Raw genomic sequence first — 23811 nt, 5'->3', positions numbered from 1 at the left:
TCCATCAAGCATCTTCAATCCTATTTAAACGAGTTTACTTTTAAATACAATCACAGAGATAATAAATCAAATTTTGACTTGCTTCTCAATAGAAGTTTAATGCCATCTGTCATATGATGGGCTATTACTCTCAAGAGGGGAATAGCACGGGCCGGGCTTTGTGGTTTCTGGCCAAAGAGGCGTATGATGGAAGGCGGAAGATGTATCCCGATAGCTATCGGGATGGAAGATGTTGTATACCCATAAATACCCATGAGTCCCGATAGCTATCGGGACGCAAAGCGCAGAGAGCGCAGCGCATAGCGTAAAAGGAAGATGAGTTTTTCCAAACACCCATAAATACCCATATAGGTAGCAAGGTGTTGCCAAGGAGCGCGGGGTTGGGGCATAAAAAAAGCCGGCACCTGCTGATGAGCAAATGCCGGCGTGTATTGGACTATCGGTTATGGCCTGCGTTCGTGGCCACCACCACCTTCGCCACGTTGTTGCGGTTGCGGGCGCTGTTGTGGTTGCGGACGAGGGGCATTGTTGTTGTTATGCTTGTCCTGATAAATACTGTTGCTCACGTTGTTTTGCTGCCTGTTTACCTGCCGGCGTTCCTGGGGTGTAAGCGAACCCCCGTTGGCCTGCCGGTCGGCATGCACTTCGTGGTTAATGTTGGCCTCACGGTTCTCCAGATGGCCGGTTTCGCCGGGTGTTAGGTGTCCCGATGATACGCCCTGAGCGATGCGGCCTTGCTGGTTAAAAGCGCGGCCGTTTACGCGGTTCATGGCTGTGGTGGCAGGACGGCCGTTGTTTGCCGAAAACCTTTGGTTAGGATCGTGGGCGGCCATGGTTTGGTGGGCAAACTGCTGCTGTGTAGGCTGCATGTGCTGCTCGTTCATGGCCATACGTTCTTCGGGGCGTGGCTGGGCTGTTACGCCGCCGGGGCCGTTATAGCTTACGCGATTGTTCACCGTTACATTGTTGATGACGGTGCGGTCGACATAGACGTTGCGCACTACCGTGGTATTTACGTTGACCACGGCGGTATTATAGCGGAACACGTTGCCTTGCCAGCCGCCGCCGATAAAGCCGACGCCGCCGTAGCCAAAGCCGTAGTTTACACCGCCGTAAAAGCCGATGTGACGGCCCCAATAGCCGGCATGAAAGCCGTATATGCCGCCTTCATAACCCCAATAACCGGGGGTCCATAGAAGGCCGAAATGCGGCGGGCGAACCCAAACGCCGGGTACCCAGTAGTAACCGTCGTCGCCATAGGCCCAATAGCCGGGTGTCCATAAAAAGCCATCGGCAGGGCATGGCGGTTGTGTATAAACAGGGATGGCAGGCGGGGCAATATGCGCCGAAATGCTGATGCCTACACCTACGCTAACTTGTGCATAGCCGGCAGCAACTGCCGACAGTGATATCCCGATAAGGATTATAAAGGTCTTTAGTGTCGTTTTCATTTTAAGGTACTTATTAGTTAGTTTAAGATATGACAATCAGCAACCCATATAGTTTAAACCTGAGGCAAAACTACCTGATCATGACCCCGCTTTCTACCCTTTTGCGATATGCCCAATGGAACACTATCGGGAACACAAAGAGGTTGAATATGGTATTGGTTATCAAACCACCTATCACCACAATGGCCAAAGGTTTTGAAGCCTCGGAGCCGATACTGGTTGACATGGCGGCAGGCAACAAACCGATGGCGGCCATCATGGCCGTCATGATAACGGGGCGCATACGATCGGCAATACCATCTTTGAGCGCATCGGCAAAGGTGCGGCCCATGGGGTGGTGTTTCAACTCGATCATGTTGCTTTTGAACTTGGTAATGAGTATAACGCCGTTTTGTACACAAATACCGAACAAGGCGATGAACCCGATACCCGCCGAGATATTGAAGTTGACGTTGGTGATGAGCAAGGCCAATATACCGCCCATAATGGCAAAGGGCACGTTATTGAGCACCAAAAGCGAATCGCGGAAGTTACCGAACAGGATGAACAGGATAAAGAAGATGATGAGCAAGCTGATGGGCACCACTTGTGCCAAACGCGCGGTTGCCCGTTGCTGGTTCTCAAAATCGCCGGCCCACTCCATAAAGTAGTCTTTAGGGAGCTTGATCTGCGCGTTTATTTTTTCCTGGGCTTCGGCAATGGTACTGCCCATATCGCGGCCGCGGATGGAGAACTTGATGGCACCGTAGCGCATGTGCTTATCGCGATAGATCATGCTCGGGCCTATCAGCTTTTTGATGGTGGCAATTTCGCGCAGGGGCACTTTGGTACCGCGCAAGGTAGGTACGCGTAAGTCGCCAATGGATTGGTCATTGTTCCTGAAATCCTCGGGGTAACGTATACGCAGGTCGAACTTGCGCTCGCCTTCGTAGATTTGAGTGGCTGCTTTACCGCCAATGGCCATTTCGATAACTGCATTGGCATCGGCCGTGGTTACGCCATAGAGCGCCATTTTACCCTGGTCGAGGTTGATCTGCAGTTCGGGCTGGCCTAAGTTGCGCAGGATACCCAAATCGGTTATACCATTAACCCCTTGCAGTATCTTGAATATCTTCTCTTCCTCGCTCTCGACATACTTGAAGTCGTCGCCGAAGAGTTTTACGACGATAGAGCCTTTTACGCCCGAAACGGCTTCTTCCACGTTATCGGATATGGGTTGGGAGAAGTTAAGGTCGATACCGGGATAGCCTTTTAGCTTGTCCTGCATGCGCTCTATCAATTGTTCTTTGGTTTCTTTGCGCTTCCACTCCTCCTGCGGGTAAATATCCACATGGAACTCGATGTTGTAGAAACCGGTAGCATCGGTACCATCGTTTGGCCGGCCTGTTTGCGATATGACCTGTTTGACTTCATCGAAGCTGAGGAAGATCTTGCGCATCTCGTTGGCCAGCTTTACCGACTCGCCTAAGGAGATGCTTAGCGGGCCTGTTGCACGTACATAGATGGCGCCTTCGTTCAACTCGGGCAAAAACTCGGTACCCAAAAACTTGAAGCAGTATAAGCTAACGGCGAGGGCTATCAATGCTGTGGGCAGCACGATTTTTCGCAACCTGAAACACCAGGAGTAAAACTTGAGGGCATTGCCGGTAACAAAGTCAACAAACACGTTGTGCTTTTCGCGGACGTTCTTGTTGAGCAATACGCTGGCCATTACGGGCACAAAAGTGAAGGTAAGCAATAAGGCGCCCAACAAAGCGAAGCCGAGTGTCCAAGCCAATGGCGAGAACATTTTGCCTTCCACTTTCTCGAAACTGAAGATGGGCAGCAAGCCGGTGATGATGATAAGCTTGGCAAAGAATATGCCTTTACCGTTTACCAAACAGGCTTGTTTAATCATGCCCAGTTTGCTTAGCTTGTTGAATTTTTCCATGCCCACCTGCTTAGCGCGATGGTCGAGCACGACGAATATCCCCTCGACCATGACGACGGCACCATCGATAATGATACCAAAGTCGATAGCGCCCATAGAAAGCAGGTTGGCTGCCATGCCTTTCATCTTTAAACAGATGAAGGCGAACAATAAGGCGAGTGGTATAATGAGCGATACGATAAGCGTAGTACGCCAATCGGCCATAAACAAGAATACGATAACTGTTACGAAGATGATACCTTCGAACATGTTATGGAGCACGGTATGCGTGGCAAAAGTTACCAGGTCGTCGCGGTCGTAAAAGGTTTTGATCTGTACGTCATCGGGCAAAACCGAGGTATTGAGGTACTTTATTTTTTCCTTGAGCGCTTTGATAACCACGCTTGGGTTTTCGCCCTTGCGCATCACCACAATGCCCTCAATTACGTCGGGGTCACGGTCGCGGCCAACTTGCCCCAAACGCGGCAGTGCGGATTCGGTTACTTCGGCGATGTTGCTCACGAAAATAGGTGTACCGTTGATGTTGTTTACGATAATGTTCTTAATCTCGCCGATATCGTTCAACAAGCCAATCCCGCGAACAACGTATGCCTGGCCGCTTTGTTCAATCACATCGCCACCTACGTTGATGTTGCTTTTGGATACGGCGTCGAACAGCTCCAGCGGGGTAACGTTGTATTGTAAGGCTTTTTCGGGATTGATGGTAATTTGGTAGGTTTTTACCTCGCCACCAAAACTGTTCAGGTCGGCAATACCGGGTACTTCGCGTATCTGGCGGTCAACTACCCAATCTTGTATGGTCTTCAGCTCCCGCGCCGATTTATGGTTACTGGTTAGGGTATAGCGATATATCTCGCCGGTTGGGCCGTAAGGTGGCTCAATGCCTGGCTGTACGCCATCAGGCAGATCGGCATCGCCTATGTGGTTGTTTACCTGTAAGCGAGCAAAGGCATAGTCCACATCGTCATCAAACGTGATCTTTACTACCGACAGCCCGAACAGCGACGATGAACGTATGCTGGTTTTCCTTTCGGTAGGGTTCATGGCTATTTCGATAGGGCGGGTAACAAATTTCTCCACCTCTTCGGCGCTACGGCCGGGCCATTGCGATATGATGGTTACGGATGTATTGGTAACATCGGGAAAGGCATCAATACTGATGTTTTTAAAACTGATGTATCCGGCAACTGCCAACAATGCAGTAACAAAGAATATGAAGAACTTATTCTTTAACGAAAAGGATAGTATTGACTTTATAAATCGGTTCATGGTTCGCTTTCGGTTTGCAGGATAAAACTTAGTCTTTTAACGATTCGTAAAGGAAAACCTGGCGCGATGCCACAACCCTATCGCCTGCTTTAAGCCCTTTACTAATGTATGCCCTGTCTTCAAATTTTTTGGCTATTTCCACCGGTTGTATCCTTACATGTGCCGGCCCGTCCACCACTAAAACATAATTCTTGTCGTTATCAAAAACCAACGAACGGGTGTTGATGACCGGCAGGTTTTCGCCGCTGTGCGCTTTAATCTGTATGGTGGCAAACATTTCGGGTTTCAGCATATTGCCGGGGTTGTTTATAACTATCCGGGCGTGCATCACCTTATTGTCAGGGTCGAGCATATCGTATACCTTGTCTATTTTGCCGTCAAATACCTTATCGGGATAGGATATGGTAGTTACCTTAACATTATCGCCCTGATGAATATTGGCTATATCAGATTCATAAATGTTGACCAATGCCCAAACGGTAGACAAATTAGCAATGGTAAACAGGTTTTGTCCGTTATCGGCACGTATTTGGGTATTGCTGGTGATGTTCTTCTCCACCACAAAGCCGCCGATGGGTGCTTTCAATTCATAGCCCAAATTAGCGTTGCTTTTATTGATGCCCATTACCGCATTGGCACGTTTATCTTCGGCTACGGCCTTGTCATAATCGCCCTGAGAAGATTCCAGGTCTTTTTGTGATGCTAGGCCACTTTTGTATAGGTCTTGCGTTACCTGCAAGGCACGCTTGGTATTTTTCAGGTCGGCTTGCGACGATATCGCATCTTTGGCAAAGCCTGCTTCTTCGGCACTCTTCATGGTAGCCAATAGCTGCCCTTTTTGTACCACATCGCCCAACTGCACATGCACATCTTCGGCAACACCGCTCACCATCGGGTATATCTTTACCATTTTATCGTCATCGGCGGTAATTTTACCGCTCAACGTAATTTGCGAAAGCGCATCGGCCTGTTGCACTGTATCAATGAGTAGGCTTTTCAGTAGAGTGTCGGTCACTTCAAACTTGGCATCTTTTTGATCGGCGTTATCAGGTTTGTGTGTACAGCTTTGTATGGCCATAGCCGCGAAACATATAGCGGCTGCGAAAATGGTTTTGTTAAGTAATTGACGTTTATGCATGGGTTTAGTATCTATCGGTTAAAAAAAGGTGTGCCGGTAACAAAGTTCAATTGTTCGAGCGAGGTAACACGGTTAAGCTCGATTGTGTTTAGTTGCAAGGTGTTGGTTTTGTACGAGTCGTAAAAGTCTAAAAACTCCAACAGGCTAATGTTCCGCTTCTCATAGTTTTTGCCAACTTCCTGAATCAGATGGGTAAAATCGGCTTTAAACTGGGGGTCAAAGCTGTTATACAGGTTTTCGAGGCGCAATGCACCTTTATAAGCAGTCGCCACATCGCTTTCAACCTGGTTTTGCTGGTTTTGCAATTGGGTTTTACCCTGGTCTATGGCAATGTAAGCCTGCTTTATTGCACCTTGATTACGGTTAAAAAACGGCAGGTTAAACTCGAGGCCCGCGCCAATAAAGTTGTTACCATATGAGCCTAATTTGTCATAGTTCAGCGAAACCGACACATCAGGTACAGCGGTAGCTTTTTGCAGTTTTAGGTTAAGGTCGTTATAATCGAGCACGCTTTTGGCCAAACGCAGGTCGTAACGATTTGTATAAGCAGAATCGAGCAGTTTTTGATAAGGTGTTGATGCAACTAAAGTTTTGCTGCCCAGATCGTAACTGTAAACCGGTTTAACATAGGTTGCGGGTGTGGCCTTAATGAGCAGCTTAAATTCGCTTTGGGTTGAGTCTATCCCAACTAGCAAACTGTTGTATTCCGATTGTAATGAATACAGTTGTGATTGTAACCTGATTACTTCTTTTTGGGCTACGTTGCCTTTGGCATATTGCTCCCTGAACACTTTCAATGTTGTAGTAAGCGACGTTATCTCCTGATTATAAACGGCGGCCGATTGCTGCGCGAAATAGATGGAGTAAAAATCGCTGCGCAGGCTATATTTTAAGGTACGCAGCAAATCAAAGAACTGGTATTGGGCTTGCTGAACGCCTATTTTAGCCAACAGGATATTTTTATTCCGTTTGCCGGCAGTGGTAAATAGCTGCGATAAACCGATGGACTGTTCGCTTAAAGCATTGGGCACCTGCGTGGCAAAAACACCGTTCGAAAAACTAAAATCGGGGTTGTTGAACAAACGGGCGGTAATGATCTGGGCGTTGGCATTATCAATGTTATATTTTTGGATGATGAGCGACAGGTTGTTTTTCAGAAACCGGTCTTCGGCCTGCTGTATGGTTAAACTGAGTGTATCGGTAGTTTGCGCATTTGCTTTAAACAAACATGCAAAGCACAGTATAGAGATGAAAATCGGGGCGAATTTTAACCGCATAGTCTTAATTTTGATTGGCAAAATTAAACTACGATGCAATGATCCGGATTAGAACCGGATTAGAATTACTAATTGTTGTGTAAAAATTCTGTGGTAATAGTGGTTCCAGAACCCTCTTCAGATGTTATGCTCATGGTGCCATTGAACAACTGGATGATTTTTTGGGTCACAAAAAGACCTATGCCGGTACCGGCATAATCGCGGGCGTTATGGCTACGGTAAAATGAGCCCGATACCTTTTCAATGTCTTCTCTCGGAATCCCTATCCCTGTATCAATAACCTGTATTTGTATCAAATACTCGTCGGCATAAAAGTTACACGTAACTGCTTGTTGGTCTGAAAACTTAAAAGCATTGCCTATCAAATTATTGAAGGCAATAAACAACAGTTGCCTGTTTGCCCAAACCGACAATAAGGCCTCGTTTTCGGGCAAATGCTTAATATTTACTTTAAAGGGGCCCGAGCCGAGCTTATTCGTCCAAAACTCATGTACATCCCATAGCAGTTCGTCCATGCGTACGGGTGTCAACTCGGCACTGGTATAGTCCATATCAACCTGGGCTAACTCCATCAAACCGGTTATGGTGTCCCTCAATCTTTCCGATTCTTCCAACACCAGTTGTAATGTCTTTTTATGTTCATTTGCCTCACGTTCTTTACTCAATGCCAATTCTACCTCTCCTATAATGCTGGTAATGGGCGTCCGTAACTCGTGTGATGCATTGCTTACATAGGTTTTTTGTAGTTCGAAGGCATTTTCAAGATGGGCCAGCAAACGGTTAAAGTTTCGGGCAAGTTCGCTTATCTCGTCCTTGCCGTTACCCTCGTCAACACGCAGGTTAAGGTTGGTAGCTTTTATCAGTTGCATTTGGCTTACCACGTTATTTAAGGGCGAGAGTGCCTCTTTAGCTAATAACCGGCTCACAAAATATAGGATGGCGCCAACTATAAAAAAAACCACGATCATGGTATTGAGCATCAGGTCAAGCCTCCGGATGCCTTCAAAATCGCTCGCCGAAACCAATATCACAAAGTTCCCTTGATTGTCTTTATAATAGATACCTACTACCTGGTGATCGCCGTCGGTATACTGCAGATACTTTCGTTTTCTTACAGCGTCAATGGTTTTGTAGTCCCAGTATTGTTGGTCGTCCCTGATAAAGGCAGCACTGTTGCGGCTATCATAAAAGCGCACTACTTCGCCGGGTAAGCTTTTCAGATATCTTTCGCGCACACGGCTGAGCGAATCGGCTGTAATTTCATCGGCTTTCAGGTAAAGCTGTGCGGCAACGTTAGCGCGTTCGTTTAACCTGACGAAAAAATCATTGCGTACAAAGGAGTAAAAGGACAGGTATATAGATGCCAGTACCACCAGCAATACGCCTGAACCCAACAACGCGAAATACAACGAAAGCCTGTTCCTTATTTTCACGTTAAGCCTGTTCTGTTTTAAACATATAACCTTTGCCCACCACGGTATGTATGTATTTATTGGTGAACCCTTTCTCCACTTTATTACGCAGGTAGTTCATATACACATCAACTACGTTGGTGCCTGTATCAAACTCAATACCCCATACTTTTTGAGCTATGGTTTGCCGGTTCAGTATTTTGCCGTGGTTGCGCATCAACAACTCCAACAAGGCATATTCTTTAGTGGTCAAGGTTATTTTATGCCCCGACCGCTCGACTGTATTGCTGTAAGTATCTAATGTAATCTCTCCCAAGGTGAGCGTGCTGTTGGTATCAACAGCTTTGCGCCTCAGCAGCGCGTCGATGCGGGCAAGCAGTTCCTTAAAGTGAAAGGGCTTTACCATATAATCGTCGGCGCCGGTATTCAGGCCATTTACCTTGTCGTCAATACTATCCAATGCCGTTAACATCAGGATGGGTATCTCCTTGTTTTTTTGACGGATATGCCGGCAAACCTCCACACCACTCAAATGGGGCAGCATGACATCCAACATAATCAAATCGAAAGGCTTTGTGGCAAACTGCTTCACAGCGTCGGCACCATCCCTGCTCAAATCAACTTTGTGGCCATTCTCTTCCAGCGCCTTTTGTATAAAAGCCGCCACACGTTCCTCGTCCTCAACTAAAAAAATGCTTGCCATGTATTCAAATCTAAACAAATATAGGTTGTTGTGCAGCTATAACAATGAAAGGCCATCAGCCTATCCCAAAACCTCTTCCAATATCTCATGCGAATGCACATCGCCAAAGCTTTCGATGTGCAGTGCGTAATATTCCAACAACTTGCCGAGCAAGTATCTGCGCTCATCATTGCTCATCTTCAACTGCGGCAAATCTTCGAATGAATACTGCAACAGGCGGTTAAAACCTTCGGTATGCGGTGGCGACAGGTACAAAGTATGTTCCGGCTTGTAATGCTTAAACACACCCTCCTTGAGGTCGAAAAAATCGGCGTTTGTATCGATATTCACTTCGGGGTAAAAACCCATATAACGCGTCAGCTTCAGCAAAAACAACAGGTGGAAATTAGCCAACCCCTCCTGCTGATGGTCCAGCCATTCGATGGCGTGGAAGATAAAGCCGAACAGGTTCTCGTCGGTAGCCTGGTGTTTTACAGCTTTGTACAGCACCTCGTTCAAAAACATCACGATGGAGGTTTTGATCACATCGTAAGGGATGCTTTGCAAAAGCGGCTCGTTCTTCAATTCTGCAACACGTTGTATATTGCCGGCCGCTTTGTGATACACCACCATATCCAGCAGGTACAAAGGTTGCAGCATATTGCGGCTTATTTTAGCCTTCGGCCTTTTTACCCCGTTGATGATATACGACTGCAGGCCAAATTTTTCGGTAAATACCTGTACAATTACGCTGGTTTCGCCATAATTGGTGGTCTTGAAAACGATGCCCCGGGTTTTGTGTAACATAAGGCTTATTTAAACAGCTCAATAATTTTTGGTATAAAAACAACCAACCCAACCACTACGGCGAAGCACGCGGTAACGGTTACAGCCGCTGCCGCTACATCCTTCACGTGTCCAGCCTTTTCATCAAATCCTGGCGAAACTATGTCCGTCAGTATTTCGATGCCGGTATTCAGCAGCTCCGCCGTTAGCACCAAAGCAATAGCCAAACTTATCCAAAGCCATTCGCCCCGGTCTAAATGCAGGTAGTAGCCTGCGGCAACAGCCAAAACACCCGCCGCCATATGGATGCGGAAGTTAAGCTGGGTTTTTGCCGCATAGCTAAACCCTTTAAACGCGTAACCAAAGCTTTTGAGCAGTTTGTTCATCATTGTAATAGGATAGTTGGCCAAATTTCGACACAATATCGTTCAAAAATTTAGGGTTTGTGCAAATTTCGTAGTTTTACGGCCTCTGATTACAATACCATTGCCCATGTTTTGGAAAAAGCTTGCCGACATCATTCTTAAAAGCCGACTGCTCATCCTTGTTGTTGTGCTGCTGTTTTGCGGCTTTATGGGTTTTAAGGCCAGTAAGGTGCATTTGGCCTACAATGCCGGCAAAATACTCCCCGTTACCGATTCCGCCTATATCCGGTTCATCCAGTTCCGAAAAATGTTTGGCGAAGACGGTACCGCCATCGTCCTGGGCATAAAAACACCTAACCTGTTTCAAAAAGACCTCTTCAACGCCTGGTACCAGTTAGGCAACCGACTGCAAAAGATACAGGGCGTAACGGCCGTTGTTTCGCAAGCCAATATCTATAAATTACATAAGGACACTTTGCAGCGCCGTTTTTTCCTGTCGCCGCTCATCAATCAGCCGGTAGCTTCGCAACACGCTGCCGACAGCATCAAACAACAGGTGTATGGGCTGCCTTTTTACAGCGGCTTGATATTAAGTGCCGACAAACAAGCCACCTCGATGGTGGTTTCGCTCAATCCGCAATACATCAACAGCAAGCTGCGTACACAGGTTATCGGCTCCGTACTCAAAGAGGCTAAGCAGTTCGAAGCCAATAACCACGTTGCCGTCCACATTTCGGGCCAGCCTTATATCCGCACCGTCATCAGCGACCTCGTTTCCCACGAGTTCGTGCTGTTCCTCGGGCTTTCGTTGCTCATTACGGCCATTATCCTCATCATCTTCTTCCGCACCGCCTATGCGGTCATCTTCCCGCTCATTGTAGTGCTGTTGGGCGTTATCTGTAGTTTGGGCATTATGGTGCTCAATAATTACGACATCACGTTGCTCACCGGTATCATCCCGCCATTGGTAGTCATCATCGGCATACCCAACAGTATCTTCATCCTCAATAAATACTATCGTGAGTTCGGCCATATCGGCGATAAAATGGCCGCCCTGCATATCGTTATCGAAAAGGTGGGCATCACCACTTTCATTGCCAACGTAACCACCGCCATCGGCTTTGGTGTGCTGTACTTTACCAACAGCCAGATATTGACAGAATTTGGCCTCGTGGCCAGCATCAGCATCATGGTAACCTTCGCGTTGACGCTGATACTGATACCCATCATCTTCAGCTACCTGCCCAACCCCGGCGCAACGCAAAGCGGCATCAAAAACCGCAAACTGATGCAGGACCTGCTCATTGGGTTGGACCATGTGGTGCACCATTACCGCAAGGCCATCTACGTCGGCACCATCATATTGCTCCTCATCAGTGCTTACGGCATTTCCCGCATTAACGTGAACAGCTTTATTGTTGACGACCTGCCCAAAACCAGCAGCACCCTTACCGACCTGCGCTTCTTCGAATCGAACTTTAAAGGCGTGCTGCCCATGGAAGTCACCATTGACAGTCGCCATAAAAACGGGATGATGAACCTGCCCACCATCCACAAGGTGGAACGGCTCGAAAACCTCATCTCCTCTTACCCCGAGTTTAGCCGCTCCATATCGCTAACCCAAGTGCTCAAATACAGCACCCAAACCTTTTACGGCGGCGATACCGGCTATTACCGCCTGCCCGACGATATGGAAAAAGGCTTCATCCTCAGCTACGCCGCTAACTCGGGCAAGGGTAACAATATGCTGCGCAGCTACCTCGACAGTACCAAACAAATCACCCGCGTAAGCTTCCAGATGGCCGATATCGGTTCCAAAAAGCTCAACCTGCTGTTTGCCGAACTGCAGCCCCGTATCGACTCCATATTCAACCCAACGAAGTTCCATGTAGAGCTTACGGGTACCAGCGTTATCTTTGTTAAGGGCGCCAACTATATGGTCAAAAACCTATACCAAAGCCTGACTTTGGCCATTTTCCTCATCGCTATCGTGATGTGGATATTGTTCCGTGGTGTGCGCATGGTGTTCATCAGCATACTGCCCAACCTGATCCCGCTGGTCATCACCGCCGGGCTGATGGGCTTTTTGGGCATCGCGCTCAAGCCATCCACCATCCTCATCTTCAGCATCGCCATGGGCATCTCGTCCGACCAGACCATCTACTTCCTTACCCGCTACCGTCAGGAGTTAAGGAATAGCGGCACCCCGATAGCTATCGGGGCCATCTCTCGCATCGTATCCGACACCATCCGCGAAACCGGCATCAGCATGATATACATCGCCACCATCCTGTTTTTCGGCTTCGGCATCTTCGCCGCATCCACCTTTGGCGGCACCGTGGCCCTGGGCATCCTGCTATCGGTAACCCTGCTGGTGGCCATGATATGCAACCTCACCCTGCTGCCCGCCTTCCTGCTCAGCATGGAGCGCGGCATCAACCGCCGCAAGCTCAAATCCGGCATTGATTTGGATGGCGAAGCGCAGGATATCTAATTTTTCAATGTGCGAATGAGTAAATGTGTATATATGCAAATTCTCTTTTTTTACAAACGCTTTGCGCATTGCTCTATGCGTTTTGCGAAACACATGGGTATTTATGGGTATCCGTGAATAATGAACTTTGAATATCGAATATCGATTTTACTTCATCATTCAATATTGGATATTCGGTGTTCGATATTTTTTTGTCATGGGTATTTATGGGTGTTTTAATGTAAAAAACGTGTAAACCATTGCCATTTTCATAATTCTGTACCCATAACTCGGGCGTCGGGAGCACACGGGTGTATTTTTGATTTCGGACTTTCTGATTCCATTTTCCATCTTCCATTTTTCCGGCACGACTTTTCCCGATTGGGATGGGTAAATATGGGTATCTGAAATTAAAAATTTCGATTCAACCACTACTCATCATTTACCACGCACCAATCCATTCAATATAAGGAAAATTTTTGAGATTGGAAATATCTATTTTTAAAATGGCAACTATATATCCATATTGCAATATGGTATATTAGCTTTTTCTTAGACGGTCCAACTACAGTTATAAATGAAAATCACAGCCATAGAAATTGAGAATATTAGATGCTTCAAGAGTGTTCCAAGAACCGAATTATCAAAAAGTATAAATATTTTTATAGGTCCTAACAATACGGGCAAAACGACGATTTTAAAGTCAATATATCTATTGCAGTATAACAGTTTTGACCTTAATGATATAACTCAGGGCCACGATAAAGGCGAAATCAAACTAAGTTTTATTGGTGAGAACTCGCCTTATTTTACAAATGATCGAAATTTGGACACTTTCTTTTTTGAATTAAATAGGTTCGACAATAAAATTAAATGCCAACTTGGTCTTTCTGACGATACAATATTTTATAGTAACTTCTCGAAATTCCCCGAACATGAGCCTCAAAATTTAATATACCCCTATTTATCAAAAAGAAAGGTCAACGGTTACAACGGCAGTTTTAGTGAAACTAATGGCAAGGATGTAACTAATACCTTGACAAATCTTCCTTTGCGAATTGATAAATTGATTACACGTCAAGGTAGAGCATCTAAGATATATTTTGACGCATGTATAGATGTGCTTGGTTTTGAAGTACGTACTATCGCTGTTAACAACGATAAAGTTGCTGCTTATTATACAAATGACGATACTGACATTCCAATAACCGCAATGGGGGAAGGGGTTGCAAATGTCTTAGGATTGATTACGCAACTATGCATAGCGAAAGGAAACAAGATTTTCATTATTGAAGAAATTGAAAATGATATTCATCCAAAAGCACTAAAAGCATTATTGCGCTTGATTGTAGACAAATCCTCATCCAATCAATTCTTTATATCTACTCATTCAAATATTGTAATGAAGTATTTAGGAAGTGAATCTGATGCAAAAATCTTCAAAGTAAACACTGAAATTAAAGATGAAAACGACATGAGTCTGTTTGTTTCTAAACTCGCCGAAATAAGTACAATCCCTGAAGCACGTAGACAGGTTTTAGAGGATTTGGGCTATGAATTTTTTGACTTTGATTTATGGGAATTTTGGTTATTCCTTGAAGAGTCTTCAGCAGAAGTATTGATAAGGGAATACTTCATTAACTGGTTTACTAACCTATCACCAACTAAGATTAGGACATTTTCTTCCGGTGGAGTTGAAAAATTAAAATCAAGATTTGAAGATTTTAATAAATTATTTGTCTTCCTTCATTTACAGCCAACGTATAAAAATAAAGTTTGGGTGTTAATTGATAGCGGCGATAGAGAAAGAGAGATTATTAACGACTTTAATAAGACTTATGTCAATGAGAAAAATGGTTGGAGTAAAGACAACTTCCGTCAATTGACTAAACATGATTTTGAAGAATATTATCCAGCAATATTTCAAGAGAGAGTTATTGAAACCTTAGCCATCAATAATTCGGATGAAAAAAGAAAAGCTAAAAAACTTCTATTGGATGATGTTAAGTCCTGGATAAAAGACAATCCTGAAAAAGCCAAGGAGGAATTTGAAAAAAGCGCAGCGGATGTTATTGAGCATCTGAAGTTTATCGAGAAACAGATTAATTCTTAAAACATGTCATTTTAATTTCCATAAAAATTATATTCCGGGCTATTTTCTTTCCCCCGTCAGCAAAAAAGCTTCGGCCAAAAGCGGGGAAAACAATGGTGGCCTTGAGCGGCTGCAGGGCATAGCAATTTTTGCAGAAGCGGGGCAAGGAGCGTGCAAAGCAGGGCAAAAAGTTGCAGCCCAGGTTTTCCCCGCTTTGTGCGGCGATGCCTGTGCGAAAAGAAGCCTCTTTGCTGACAAGCACTTTTGTTACTTTTGGTGCCTCAAAAGTAATTCCCTCTTACATCTCCACAAAACTACCCTCAACAACCTTTCCACTGGCTTTACTTTGCTTATCGGGCTGGCTGCCGCCTACGCTTACCAATATTTTGCCGGGCACTTGCTTTTCCTTGCCGTCGGCCATAGTAAGCGCAAGGTCCTGCGGACTAAGGGTAAAGGTAACGGCCTTGCTTTCGCCGCTCTTTAAATAAATGCGTTCAAACCCCTTCAGCGCTCGTATGGGTGCTTTTATATTGCTTTCGGGATGGCTCAGGTATAGTTGTACCACTTCTTCGCCGTCCTTTTTGCCGGTATTGCTTACGTTAACGCTAACGGTAACGGCTTTGTCGGCAGTGATGGTTTTGGGTAGGGTCAAATGGTCGTATTTAAAGGTTGTATAACTTAAACCATAGCCAAAGCCATACAAAGGCTGACCTTTAAAGTAACGATAAGTGCGGTTATCCATCGAGTAATCCTCGAACGATGGAAGGTCGGCATCACTCTTATAAACCGTTACCGGCAAGCGGCCCGCAGGGTTATAATCGCCAAACAGCACATTACCAATAGCCGTCCCTGCAGCCTGACCGCCGTACCAGGCGTTCAAAATGGCCGGCAAGTGCTCGCTTTCCCATGGGGTGGCTATGGCGCTGCCTGTCATCATCACTAATACCACGGGTTTACCTGTGGCTTGTAAGGCTTTCATCATGTCGGTTTGTATACCGGGCAGCAAAATAGAAGTACGGTCGCCGCCCTTAAAGCCCTGCTGACTCACCCCACGCATTTCTTCCCCTTCCAGCTGCGGCGAAATACCGCCTATGTAAACAATCACATCCGCGTCCTTCACATGTTTAATGGTTTCGCTAAAGTCAGGTTTAATGGCCGGGTCGCCTACGTAGTCGGTACCTTTTTCATAATAAACCTCGGTGCCCGGGCCCGCCGCATCTTTAATGCCCTGTAATGCGGTTACAATGGTGGTAGGCGTACCGTTATAATTGCCCAAAACACTCTTGGCATTATCCGCGTTCGGACCTAAAACCGCTATCTTTTTTAAGCCTTTTTTTAGCGGAAGGATATTGTTCTCATTTTTTAATAGGACGATACTTTGCTCGGCCATTTTTAAAGCCTGCGCCTGGTGCTCCGGACTTTCCAATGCTGAAAGCGGTATCTGCGCGTATTTCACCAATTCCTTCGGGTCGAACAATCCCAAACGGAAACGGATGGTGAACAGGCGCTTCACAGATACATCAATTTGCTGCTCGGTCAGCTTGCCATCCTTAACAGCGGCTACAAGCGATTTATAAGTGGTATTACCGCACTCCACATCCGTGCTGTGCAGTACCGCATCAGCGGCAGCGCTTTCTGCATCAGGGTGGGTCTTATGGCGCTGGTAAAAATCGTCTATCGCACCGCAGTCGGATGTTACATAACCTGTAAAACCCCAGTCGTTGCGCAAAATACTATTCATTAAAATATCGTTACCGCAGCAAGGCTGGGTTTTATAAGCATTGTAGGCGCACATTACCCCTGCCACTTTAGCCTTGGTTACCAGCGCCTTAAAGGCGGGCAGGTAAGTATCCCAAAGGTCATAGTCGGTTACCTCCACATTAAACTGGTGGCGCAATGGCTCAGGGCCGCTGTGTATGGCATAATGCTTGGCACAGGCTGCTGCCTTCAGGTATTTGGGGTCGTCGCCTTGCAGGCCGCGTACAAAGGCTGTCCCCATTTGCGCGGTTAAAAAAGGGTCTTCGCCATAGGTTTCCTGCCCCCGGCCCCAGCGCGGGTCGCGAAAGATATTGATATTCGGGGTCCAGTAAGTTAGCCCGGTATACCTCCCGTGTTTGTTATTGCGTAAGCTTTCATTGTCAATCGCGCGGCCTTCCTCGGCAGTATAATCGGCCATTTGGTGTATGGACGATTTATCGAAAGTGGCCGCCATACCAATGGCCTGCGGGTACACCGTAACCTTAAAACTGGTACGGGCAACACCATGCAAACACTCGTTCCACCAGTCGTAGGCAGGTATATTTAAACGCTCAATGGCGGGCGCTGCGTTCAGCATCTGGCCCACTTTTTCTTCCAGTGTGAGGTGCGATACCAGGTCGGCTACCCTTTGCTCAACCGGCAGTTGCGCGTCTTGAAATTTATAGGTATAATGTTTTGTCGGTTTATGGGCCATCAGCGCCACAGCGCATAAAAGTATACCGGCAGGCAAGGCCACCAATGTGAATTTGCTTAAACGAATTTTACTTTTCATGATTTATTGATAGGGTTGAACATGCCCGGGTCAGGAGCTTATTATCGGCTTAAATAATAAAGCTAATATAAAGATTTTTTTGTTCGTGCAGCAAAACTTTAACTATACCTTAACTACCAAGAACAATTTACGCCGCCGGCATGACGTTTATCTGGTTGGCTACATCCACCACCTCGCGAATCTTACTGTCGAGCCGATTGATGGCTTCGTCCATCATTTCCAGGTATTCAACCGGGGCATTGTAGTTTTCATATTTGATGAGGTTCATCATCCCCATAATAGAGGCCAGCGGCCCCCTATACTCGTGCGATTGGATGTAGGATATGCGCATCAACAGCTCGTTTTGCGCTACTATTTTTTGCTCGTATAGCTTGCGCTCCGTTACGTTGCGGATGCTGTACGATATGCCGATAATATCGCGGTCGCCATTGGTAGCGGGCTCAAAGGACGCCTCCCACCAAATACGGCCCAGGTCCGGATAGTCGGTATAACCCTCTTCGTAGGCTTTCACACCTTCCAGGCATGCTTTAAAATGCTTGATAAATGTGGGCCTGAAGCTTGGTTCTATATAATCGGTAAAATCGCTGCCACGGGTAATAACGCGCAGGTATGCTTTTTTTATAAATTTATACGCGGTTTTATTGTAATCCAGTACCTCGCAATTTTTACCTAACAACACATGGAAATTTACCGAACTCTCAAAAAATGCCCGTAACCTGATGTCGGCCTCGCTGTTGATGCGTTTTTGTTCCAACACTTCCTGCTTGTGCTTAATCAGCAGGTCGTTGTTCAGCTTCAGCTCCATCATAGTGATTACCTGTTTGGCCAGCATTTTCAACATCAACTGTTGGTGCCTGTTTAGCTCGCGGGGCTTATTATCAATAACGCAAAGGGTGCCAAGGCAGTCGCCGCTATGGGTAATAAGCGGGGCACCGGCATAAAACCGGATGTACGGGCTGGCGTTGACCAGGGGGTGATAGATAAAACGTTCATCTTTAAACGTATCGGGCACCAGCATCACTTCGCTTTGGCGGATGGTATCATTGCAAAAACTCCATTCGCGCGGGGTACGTTCAACATCAATGCCAATGCGGGCTTTTATCCACTGTGTATCTTTATCCAATAAATTAATGGTAGCTATCGGGCTATCGCAAATCTCCGAAGCCATTTCTAAAAGCTGCAACAACTCGGCATCGGCCTGCAAGTTGTAACCGGCGAACCTTTCGACAGACTTTAAACGCGTATTTTCATCCATTCCACCAGATTGATCCTTCAGTTAATTACGGGAATATCTTTATTACGGAATAAATACGGGTACGGTTTTGTTGTTACAACACGTTTTGCCTTGATAACAGTAACAAAAGTGTAATTTTTTAATTACAGAGAGAGTAAAACAATACAATTTGCTTAAAAGCATCGATTTTTTGCGCTATTTGGAAGCGTTGAGCTTTTTCTGTCTTCTGTTGACGATATATGCCGTAAATGACATGCTGATTACCATGGTAATGATGCACCGCACCCATAGACTGGTTGTAACCGGGTCATGAAACGCAAACGTCGAGATAGCAACCATCACCAGTACGCCCACCGTGGTGCCCAATGCGAAACCTAATATTTTCCTTGTCATACCAAACTTATTTAAAGCTTCTCATCAAAATATTGATACGAAAATAGCCATTTCAATCACCATCTCAAATGACTGGGTTGTTGTTTGCCTAATCAAAATTTCCGATATCCATTATCTAAAAAACCTACCTTTTTTCTATTAATTTCCTTAAATTTGCACCTCTTAAAATTGAGGTAATAGTATTGATGTACAAGGAATATAAGCAACTTGATCTGTCGAAAATAGGTAAGGAAGTACTGGAGTTTTGGAAACAGCACCACATCTTCGAAAAAAGTGTGAGCAGCCGCCCCGCGAGCAAGCCCTATACCTTTTATGAAGGCCCGCCATCCGCAAATGGTATGCCGGGGATTCACCATGTCATGTCGCGCTCCATTAAAGACATTTTTTGCCGTTACAAAACACTGAAAGGTTACCAGGTAAAACGCAAAGGGGGCTGGGATACGCATGGCCTGCCGATAGAACTGGCCGTCGAAAAATCATTGGGCATCACCAAAGATGATATCGGTAAAAAAATATCCATCGAAGATTATAATGCCGCCTGCCGTAAAGAGGTAATGCGCTATACCGACGTATGGAACGACCTGACCGAAAAAATGGGTTATTGGGTGGACCTGGAGAACCCGTACATCACCTACAAAAACGAATACATTGAAACCCTGTGGTGGATACTGAGCGAATTGTACAAAAAAGACTTTTTATACAAAGGCTATACCGTACAACCTTATTCGCCGGCTGCGGGTACGGGTTTAAGTTCGCATGAGCTGAACCAGCCGGGCACGTACCGGATGTTAAAGGATACATCGATAACTGCCGAGTTTCACTTAAAAACCGGGCAGCAACACCCGTTGATGGATGTGCTGTTTGATACAGAAGGCGAAGATACCGCTATACTGGCCTGGACCACCACACCCTGGACCCTGCCCTCAAACTGCGCCCTTGCCGTTGGCGAAAACATCACCTACGTAAAAATAAAAACCTTTAACCCTTATACCTATGCCCCGGTCAGCGTGGTGTTGGCTAAGGATTTAGTGGGATCTTTCTTCAAAAAAGAAGCGGAAAATACCTCTTTCGAGGATTATAAAGGTGGCGATAAATTGATACCGTGGACAAAAAAAGCCGAATTTAAAGGTTCGGAACTGATTGGCCTACGCTACTACCAACTGATGCCCTATGTTACTAATCCCGATTTGGAAGCAAACGCTTTCCGCGTGATAGCGGGTGATTTTGTAACTACCGAAGATGGTACCGGCATTGTACACACCGCCTCAATTTTTGGTGCGGACGACTTCAGGGTTGCGCGTGCCAATGGCGTGCCATCGGTTTTGGTATTAGACGAGAACGGCAAAGAAGTACCCTTGGTTGACAAGCGCGGTAAGTTTGTTGACGAGGTAACCGATTTTGCCGGCCGTTTTGTAAAAGAAGAATATTATACTGATGCCGAACGCGCCGCGCCCGATTTTAAACCAACGGACGTGCTCATCGCCATCAAATTGAAGGAAGATAACAAAGCATTCGACGTAAAAAAATACGAGCACAGCTACCCGCACTGCTGGCGTACCGATAAACCGGTATTGTATTACCCGCTGGATAGCTGGTTCATCCGCACCACGGCGGTTAAGGATAAAATGGTGGAGCTCAACAAAACCATCAACTGGAAACCCGAAAGCACCGGTACCGGCCGCTTTGGCAACTGGCTCGAAAATTTGGTGGATTGGAATTTGTCGCGCTCACGGTATTGGGGTACGCCCTTACCTATCTGGCGGAGTGAGGCCAATGGAGAGATCTGTATCGGTTCGATAAATGAACTCCTCAATGTCGGCGTGTATTTTTATTTTGACAAGGCAAAAAAATATTTTGAAGAACATTCTGTAAGAGAAATATTCCAATTTCTGTCTATTGACCCTAATAATTATAATGAGGATGATTGGCAGGCAATTAATAGATTAAAAAATGGGTTCACAAAAGGTGTCGTTTCTTTAAAGGAATTAATTGACTCCTGTCCTGAACGGGATATTTTAGTAGGAGAGTTTTCTACCTCGATTGATCAATTCTTTATAGGTGAAAATATGCCAATGGATCTTCATAGACCTTATGTGGACAATATTATCCTATCTAAAGTTGATGAGGGCCGAACATATTATTATTTCCGCGAGCCGGATTTGATCGATGTTTGGTTTGATAGCGGTGCCATGCCTTATGCGCAATGGCATTTCCCTTTCGAGAACAAGGAAGAGTTTGCCAACGCTTATCCGGCAGATTTCATCGCCGAAGGTGTGGACCAAACCCGCGGCTGGTTCTTTACCCTGCATGCCATAGCCGTCATGCTGAGCGAAGCCAGTGATGAGATAAAGGCCGTTAACAAAAAAATAGGCAACAAAGGCATCGCCTTTAAAAATGTGGTAAGCAATGGTTTGGTGCTGGATAAGAACGGCAATAAAATGTCGAAACGTCTGGGCAACGCCGTTAACCCTTTCGAAACCATCGACCAATTTGGTGCCGATGCTACACGCTGGTATATGATCAGCAATGCATCCCCATGGGACAACCTTAAATTCAATATCGAAGGGCTGGACGAAGTGCGCCGCAAGTTTTTCGGTACGCTGTACAATACTTATTCATTCTTTGTGCTTTACGCTAACATCGATAAGTTCAATTACAGCGAAGCAGAAATAGCCATCAACGACCGCCCCGAAATAGACCGCTGGATCATATCGTTGTTAAACACCCTGACCAACGAGGTTGATGGTTTTTATGAAGATTTTGAGCCGACTAAAGCCACCCGTGCTATCCAGAATTTTGTGGACGAGCATTTGAGCAACTGGTATGTGCGTTTAAGCCGCCGCCGTTTCTGGCGTTCGGATAGCACCACAGATAAGTTATCGGCTTATCAAACGTTATATACCTGTTTGGTTACCATCGCTAAACTGATGTCGCCGGTAGCGCCGTTTTTTGCAGAGCGTTTGTTTACCGATTTGAACAGCAAAACCAAATTGGAAAAGGTTGAATCCGTACACTTAGCCGATTTCCCGGTTTATCATGCTAACCTGGTTGACAAAGCTTTGGAAGAACGCATGCAGTTGGCGCAGGATGTATCGTCGCTGGTATTGTCGTTACGTAAAAAAGTGGGCATCAATGTACGCCAGCCTTTGGGCAGGATATTATTGCCGATACTCGACAAAAACTTTAAAACGCAGGTGGAATTGGTAAAAGAGCTCATCCTATCGGAAACCAATATCAAAACCATCGAATACATAACCGATACCGCCGGCCTTATCAAAAAGAGGGTGAAACCAAACTTTAAAGCTTTGGGTGCCAAAGTTGGTAAGGATATGAAAATGGTGGCCGAAGCTATAACAAATTTTACTGCCGGGCAAATAAGCGAGTTGGAAACAGCGGGCACTATCGCAATACCCAATACGCCATACGCAATACTCACAACCGACGTTGAAATCATCGCCGAAGACGTTCCCGGCTGGCAGGTTGCGAATTTGGGAAAACTAACCGTGGCCTTAGATGTTACCATATCCGAAGAATTAAAACAGGAAGGTATATCGCGTGAATTGGTGAACAGGGTGCAAAATTTGCGCAAATCGAAGGATTTTGAGGTGACCGATAAGATAAATGTCAGGCTTTCAGACCATCCCTATATTGGCGATGCTGTGAAAAATAATTTATCATATATTTGCGCCGAAATTCTGGCCGATAGTTTAGTGCTTGACGCTCAATTAACTGCAGGCGACGAAACGTTTATTGATGAGAACAGGATATTGATAGAAATAAATAGAATATGAAAGTGGAAAATAAAGTTGAAAACGAAAAAACAAGGTATTCTGATTCAGAATTACAGGAGTTTAAAGGTTTGTTATTAGACAAACTGCGTATGGCTAAACAAGAACTGAATAACCTGGCTTCGTCGTTAAGCAATCCGAATAGTAACGGGACCGATGACACTGCCGGCACCTATAAAACTTTGGAAGATGGCTCGGCCACTTTGGAGAAAGAACAGATCAACCAGTTGGCTGCCCGTCAAAAGAAATTTATCGAGCAATTAGAAGCTGCGCTGATACGTATCGAAAACAAAACATACGGTATTTGTCGCGAAACAGGTAAGCTGATACAAAAAGAACGCCTGCGTGCCGTACCGCATACCACGCTAAGCATGGAAGCCAAATTGAAACAGTAGTAGATGAAGGCATCGTACGTTAAACCCTTTGCTCTTGCCGCTGTTATTATTGTTGCCGATCAACTCATCAAAACATGGGTTAAAAGCCACATGTACATTGGTCAGGAAATAAAATTTATGGGCGACCGCGGTATGTTGCACTATACCGAAAACAACGGTATGGCCTGGGGCATGGAGTTTGGTGGCGATTTTGGCAAATTAGTATTAACCTTGTTCCGCATTTTTGCGGTTTGCGCCATTGGTTATGGCATTTACTATCTGGTGAAACACAAACACCACCGTGGGCTCATTTTGAATGTGTCGCTCATATTTGCAGGTGCCATGGGCAACATCATCGACTCGACCTTTTATGGTTTGATTTATCATTACGACAGGCTTTTCCACGGCCGGGTAATCGATATGTTCTATTTTCCGCTAATATCCGGTTATTTCCCTAAATGGTTCCCAGGCTGGGGTGGCGAAGATTTTATCTTCTTTAGGCCTATATTTAACTTGGCCGATGCCGCCATATCTGTTGGCGTTATCTTGATCCTGCTTAACCAAAAACACTACTTTAAACACGAAACCGCTGAACCAAACAGTTTGAACAGCGAGGT

Annotated in this window: 16 protein-coding genes; 5 read left to right on the top strand and 11 right to left on the bottom strand. The window is 45.8% G+C overall.

Annotated features, from left to right (window positions below; translation table 11 throughout):
- Positions 1 to 443 precede the first annotated feature (443 nt).
- The 8 genes from QZX97_RS03960 to QZX97_RS03925 form a co-directional block, all read right to left on the bottom strand.
- Entirely contained in the window at positions 444 to 1451 is a 1008-nt protein-coding gene (locus QZX97_RS03960; RefSeq protein WP_295653036.1) for a YXWGXW repeat-containing protein, read from the bottom strand.
- 70 nt (positions 1452 to 1521) lie between these two features.
- Positions 1522 to 4650, bottom strand: a complete 3129-nt coding sequence (locus QZX97_RS03955) for a CusA/CzcA family heavy metal efflux RND transporter (protein WP_295653034.1) — start codon at positions 4648 to 4650, stop codon at positions 1522 to 1524.
- Positions 4651 to 4678: 28 nt separating this feature from the next.
- Positions 4679 to 5788, bottom strand: a complete 1110-nt coding sequence (locus QZX97_RS03950; protein ID WP_295653032.1) for an efflux RND transporter periplasmic adaptor subunit — start codon at positions 5786 to 5788, stop codon at positions 4679 to 4681.
- An 11-nt stretch (positions 5789 to 5799) separates the two neighbouring features.
- Positions 5800 to 7065: a TolC family protein gene (locus QZX97_RS03945; protein ID WP_295653031.1), complete on the bottom strand. Its 1266-nt coding sequence runs from the start codon at positions 7063 to 7065 to the stop codon at positions 5800 to 5802.
- 68 nt (positions 7066 to 7133) lie between these two features.
- Complete coding sequence (locus QZX97_RS03940) at positions 7134 to 8498, bottom strand: HAMP domain-containing sensor histidine kinase (protein ID WP_295653030.1); 1365 nt, start codon at positions 8496 to 8498, stop codon at positions 7134 to 7136.
- Between the two features lies 1 nt (position 8499).
- Complete coding sequence (locus tag QZX97_RS03935) at positions 8500 to 9180, bottom strand: response regulator transcription factor (RefSeq protein WP_295653027.1); 681 nt, start codon at positions 9178 to 9180, stop codon at positions 8500 to 8502.
- A gap of 60 nt (positions 9181 to 9240) precedes the next feature.
- Positions 9241 to 9966, bottom strand: coding sequence for a DNA repair protein RecO (gene recO / locus QZX97_RS03930; RefSeq protein ID WP_295653025.1), 726 nt, complete (start codon positions 9964 to 9966; stop codon positions 9241 to 9243).
- Positions 9967 to 9971: 5 nt separating this feature from the next.
- Complete coding sequence (locus QZX97_RS03925) at positions 9972 to 10334, bottom strand: diacylglycerol kinase family protein (RefSeq protein WP_295653023.1); 363 nt, start codon at positions 10332 to 10334, stop codon at positions 9972 to 9974.
- A 103-nt stretch (positions 10335 to 10437) separates the two neighbouring features.
- Here QZX97_RS03925 and QZX97_RS03920 point away from each other — a divergent pair, with 103 nt between their 5' ends.
- Both QZX97_RS03920 and QZX97_RS03915 read left to right on the top strand, forming a co-directional pair.
- Entirely contained in the window at positions 10438 to 12804 is a 2367-nt protein-coding gene (locus tag QZX97_RS03920; protein ID WP_295653020.1) for an MMPL family transporter, read from the top strand.
- Between the two features lie 556 nt (positions 12805 to 13360).
- Positions 13361 to 14896 (top strand): ATP-binding protein, encoded by a 1536-nt coding sequence (locus tag QZX97_RS03915; protein WP_295664213.1) that lies wholly within the window; start codon positions 13361 to 13363, stop codon positions 14894 to 14896.
- A 277-nt stretch (positions 14897 to 15173) separates the two neighbouring features.
- On the opposite strand, the gene QZX97_RS03910 is transcribed toward QZX97_RS03915, so the two are convergent.
- From QZX97_RS03910 to QZX97_RS03900, 3 genes are all read right to left on the bottom strand, one after another.
- Positions 15174 to 17405: a glycoside hydrolase family 3 C-terminal domain-containing protein gene (locus tag QZX97_RS03910; protein ID WP_295653014.1), complete on the bottom strand. Its 2232-nt coding sequence runs from the start codon at positions 17403 to 17405 to the stop codon at positions 15174 to 15176.
- A 127-nt stretch (positions 17406 to 17532) separates the two neighbouring features.
- Positions 17533 to 18660 carry a GAF domain-containing protein gene (locus QZX97_RS03905; protein WP_295653012.1) on the bottom strand — a complete coding sequence of 376 codons (1128 nt, stop codon included), beginning with the start codon at positions 18658 to 18660 and terminating at the stop codon, positions 17533 to 17535.
- A 174-nt stretch (positions 18661 to 18834) separates the two neighbouring features.
- Positions 18835 to 19032: a hypothetical protein gene (locus QZX97_RS03900; RefSeq protein ID WP_295653010.1), complete on the bottom strand. Its 198-nt coding sequence runs from the start codon at positions 19030 to 19032 to the stop codon at positions 18835 to 18837.
- Positions 19033 to 19217: 185 nt separating this feature from the next.
- Here QZX97_RS03900 and ileS point away from each other — a divergent pair, with 185 nt between their 5' ends.
- The 3 genes from ileS to QZX97_RS03885 all read left to right on the top strand — a co-directional run.
- Positions 19218 to 22823 carry an isoleucine--tRNA ligase gene (gene ileS, locus QZX97_RS03895; protein WP_295653009.1) on the top strand — a complete coding sequence of 1202 codons (3606 nt, stop codon included), beginning with the start codon at positions 19218 to 19220 and terminating at the stop codon, positions 22821 to 22823.
- Entirely contained in the window at positions 22820 to 23215 is a 396-nt protein-coding gene (locus tag QZX97_RS03890) for a TraR/DksA C4-type zinc finger protein (RefSeq protein ID WP_295653006.1), read from the top strand. Before ileS ends, QZX97_RS03890 begins: the two co-directional genes overlap by 4 nt.
- 3 nt (positions 23216 to 23218) lie before the next feature.
- The coding region (locus QZX97_RS03885; RefSeq protein ID WP_295653003.1) for a lipoprotein signal peptidase at positions 23219 to 23811 on the top strand (593 nt) is incomplete at its 3' end.

The sequence above is a fragment of the uncultured Mucilaginibacter sp. genome, from assembly GCF_903893715.1.
Lineage (GTDB): Bacteria > Bacteroidota > Bacteroidia > Sphingobacteriales > Sphingobacteriaceae > Mucilaginibacter.
The sequence above is the reverse complement of the archived record's forward strand: the minus strand, read 5'-3'. Positions and strand labels throughout refer to the sequence as shown.

Coding starts and splice junctions, on each gene's coding strand:
- QZX97_RS03960 (WP_295653036.1), bottom strand. CDS start 1,451: ATGAAAACGACACTAAAGACCTTTATAATCCTTATCGGGATATCACTG.
- QZX97_RS03955 (WP_295653034.1), bottom strand. CDS start 4,650: ATGAACCGATTTATAAAGTCAATACTATCCTTTTCGTTAAAGAATAAG.
- QZX97_RS03950 (WP_295653032.1), bottom strand. CDS start 5,788: ATGCATAAACGTCAATTACTTAACAAAACCATTTTCGCAGCCGCTATA.
- QZX97_RS03945 (WP_295653031.1), bottom strand. CDS start 7,065: ATGCGGTTAAAATTCGCCCCGATTTTCATCTCTATACTGTGCTTTGCA.
- QZX97_RS03935 (WP_295653027.1), bottom strand. CDS start 9,180: ATGGCAAGCATTTTTTTAGTTGAGGACGAGGAACGTGTGGCGGCTTTT.
- recO (WP_295653025.1), bottom strand. CDS start 9,966: ATGTTACACAAAACCCGGGGCATCGTTTTCAAGACCACCAATTATGGC.
- QZX97_RS03925 (WP_295653023.1), bottom strand. CDS start 10,334: ATGATGAACAAACTGCTCAAAAGCTTTGGTTACGCGTTTAAAGGGTTT.
- QZX97_RS03920 (WP_295653020.1), top strand. CDS start 10,438: ATGTTTTGGAAAAAGCTTGCCGACATCATTCTTAAAAGCCGACTGCTC.
- QZX97_RS03915 (WP_295664213.1), top strand. CDS start 13,361: ATGAAAATCACAGCCATAGAAATTGAGAATATTAGATGCTTCAAGAGT.
- QZX97_RS03910 (WP_295653014.1), bottom strand. CDS start 17,405: ATGAAAAGTAAAATTCGTTTAAGCAAATTCACATTGGTGGCCTTGCCT.
- QZX97_RS03905 (WP_295653012.1), bottom strand. CDS start 18,660: ATGGATGAAAATACGCGTTTAAAGTCTGTCGAAAGGTTCGCCGGTTAC.
- QZX97_RS03900 (WP_295653010.1), bottom strand. CDS start 19,032: ATGACAAGGAAAATATTAGGTTTCGCATTGGGCACCACGGTGGGCGTA.
- ileS (WP_295653009.1), top strand. CDS start 19,218: ATGTACAAGGAATATAAGCAACTTGATCTGTCGAAAATAGGTAAGGAA.
- QZX97_RS03890 (WP_295653006.1), top strand. CDS start 22,820: ATGAAAGTGGAAAATAAAGTTGAAAACGAAAAAACAAGGTATTCTGAT.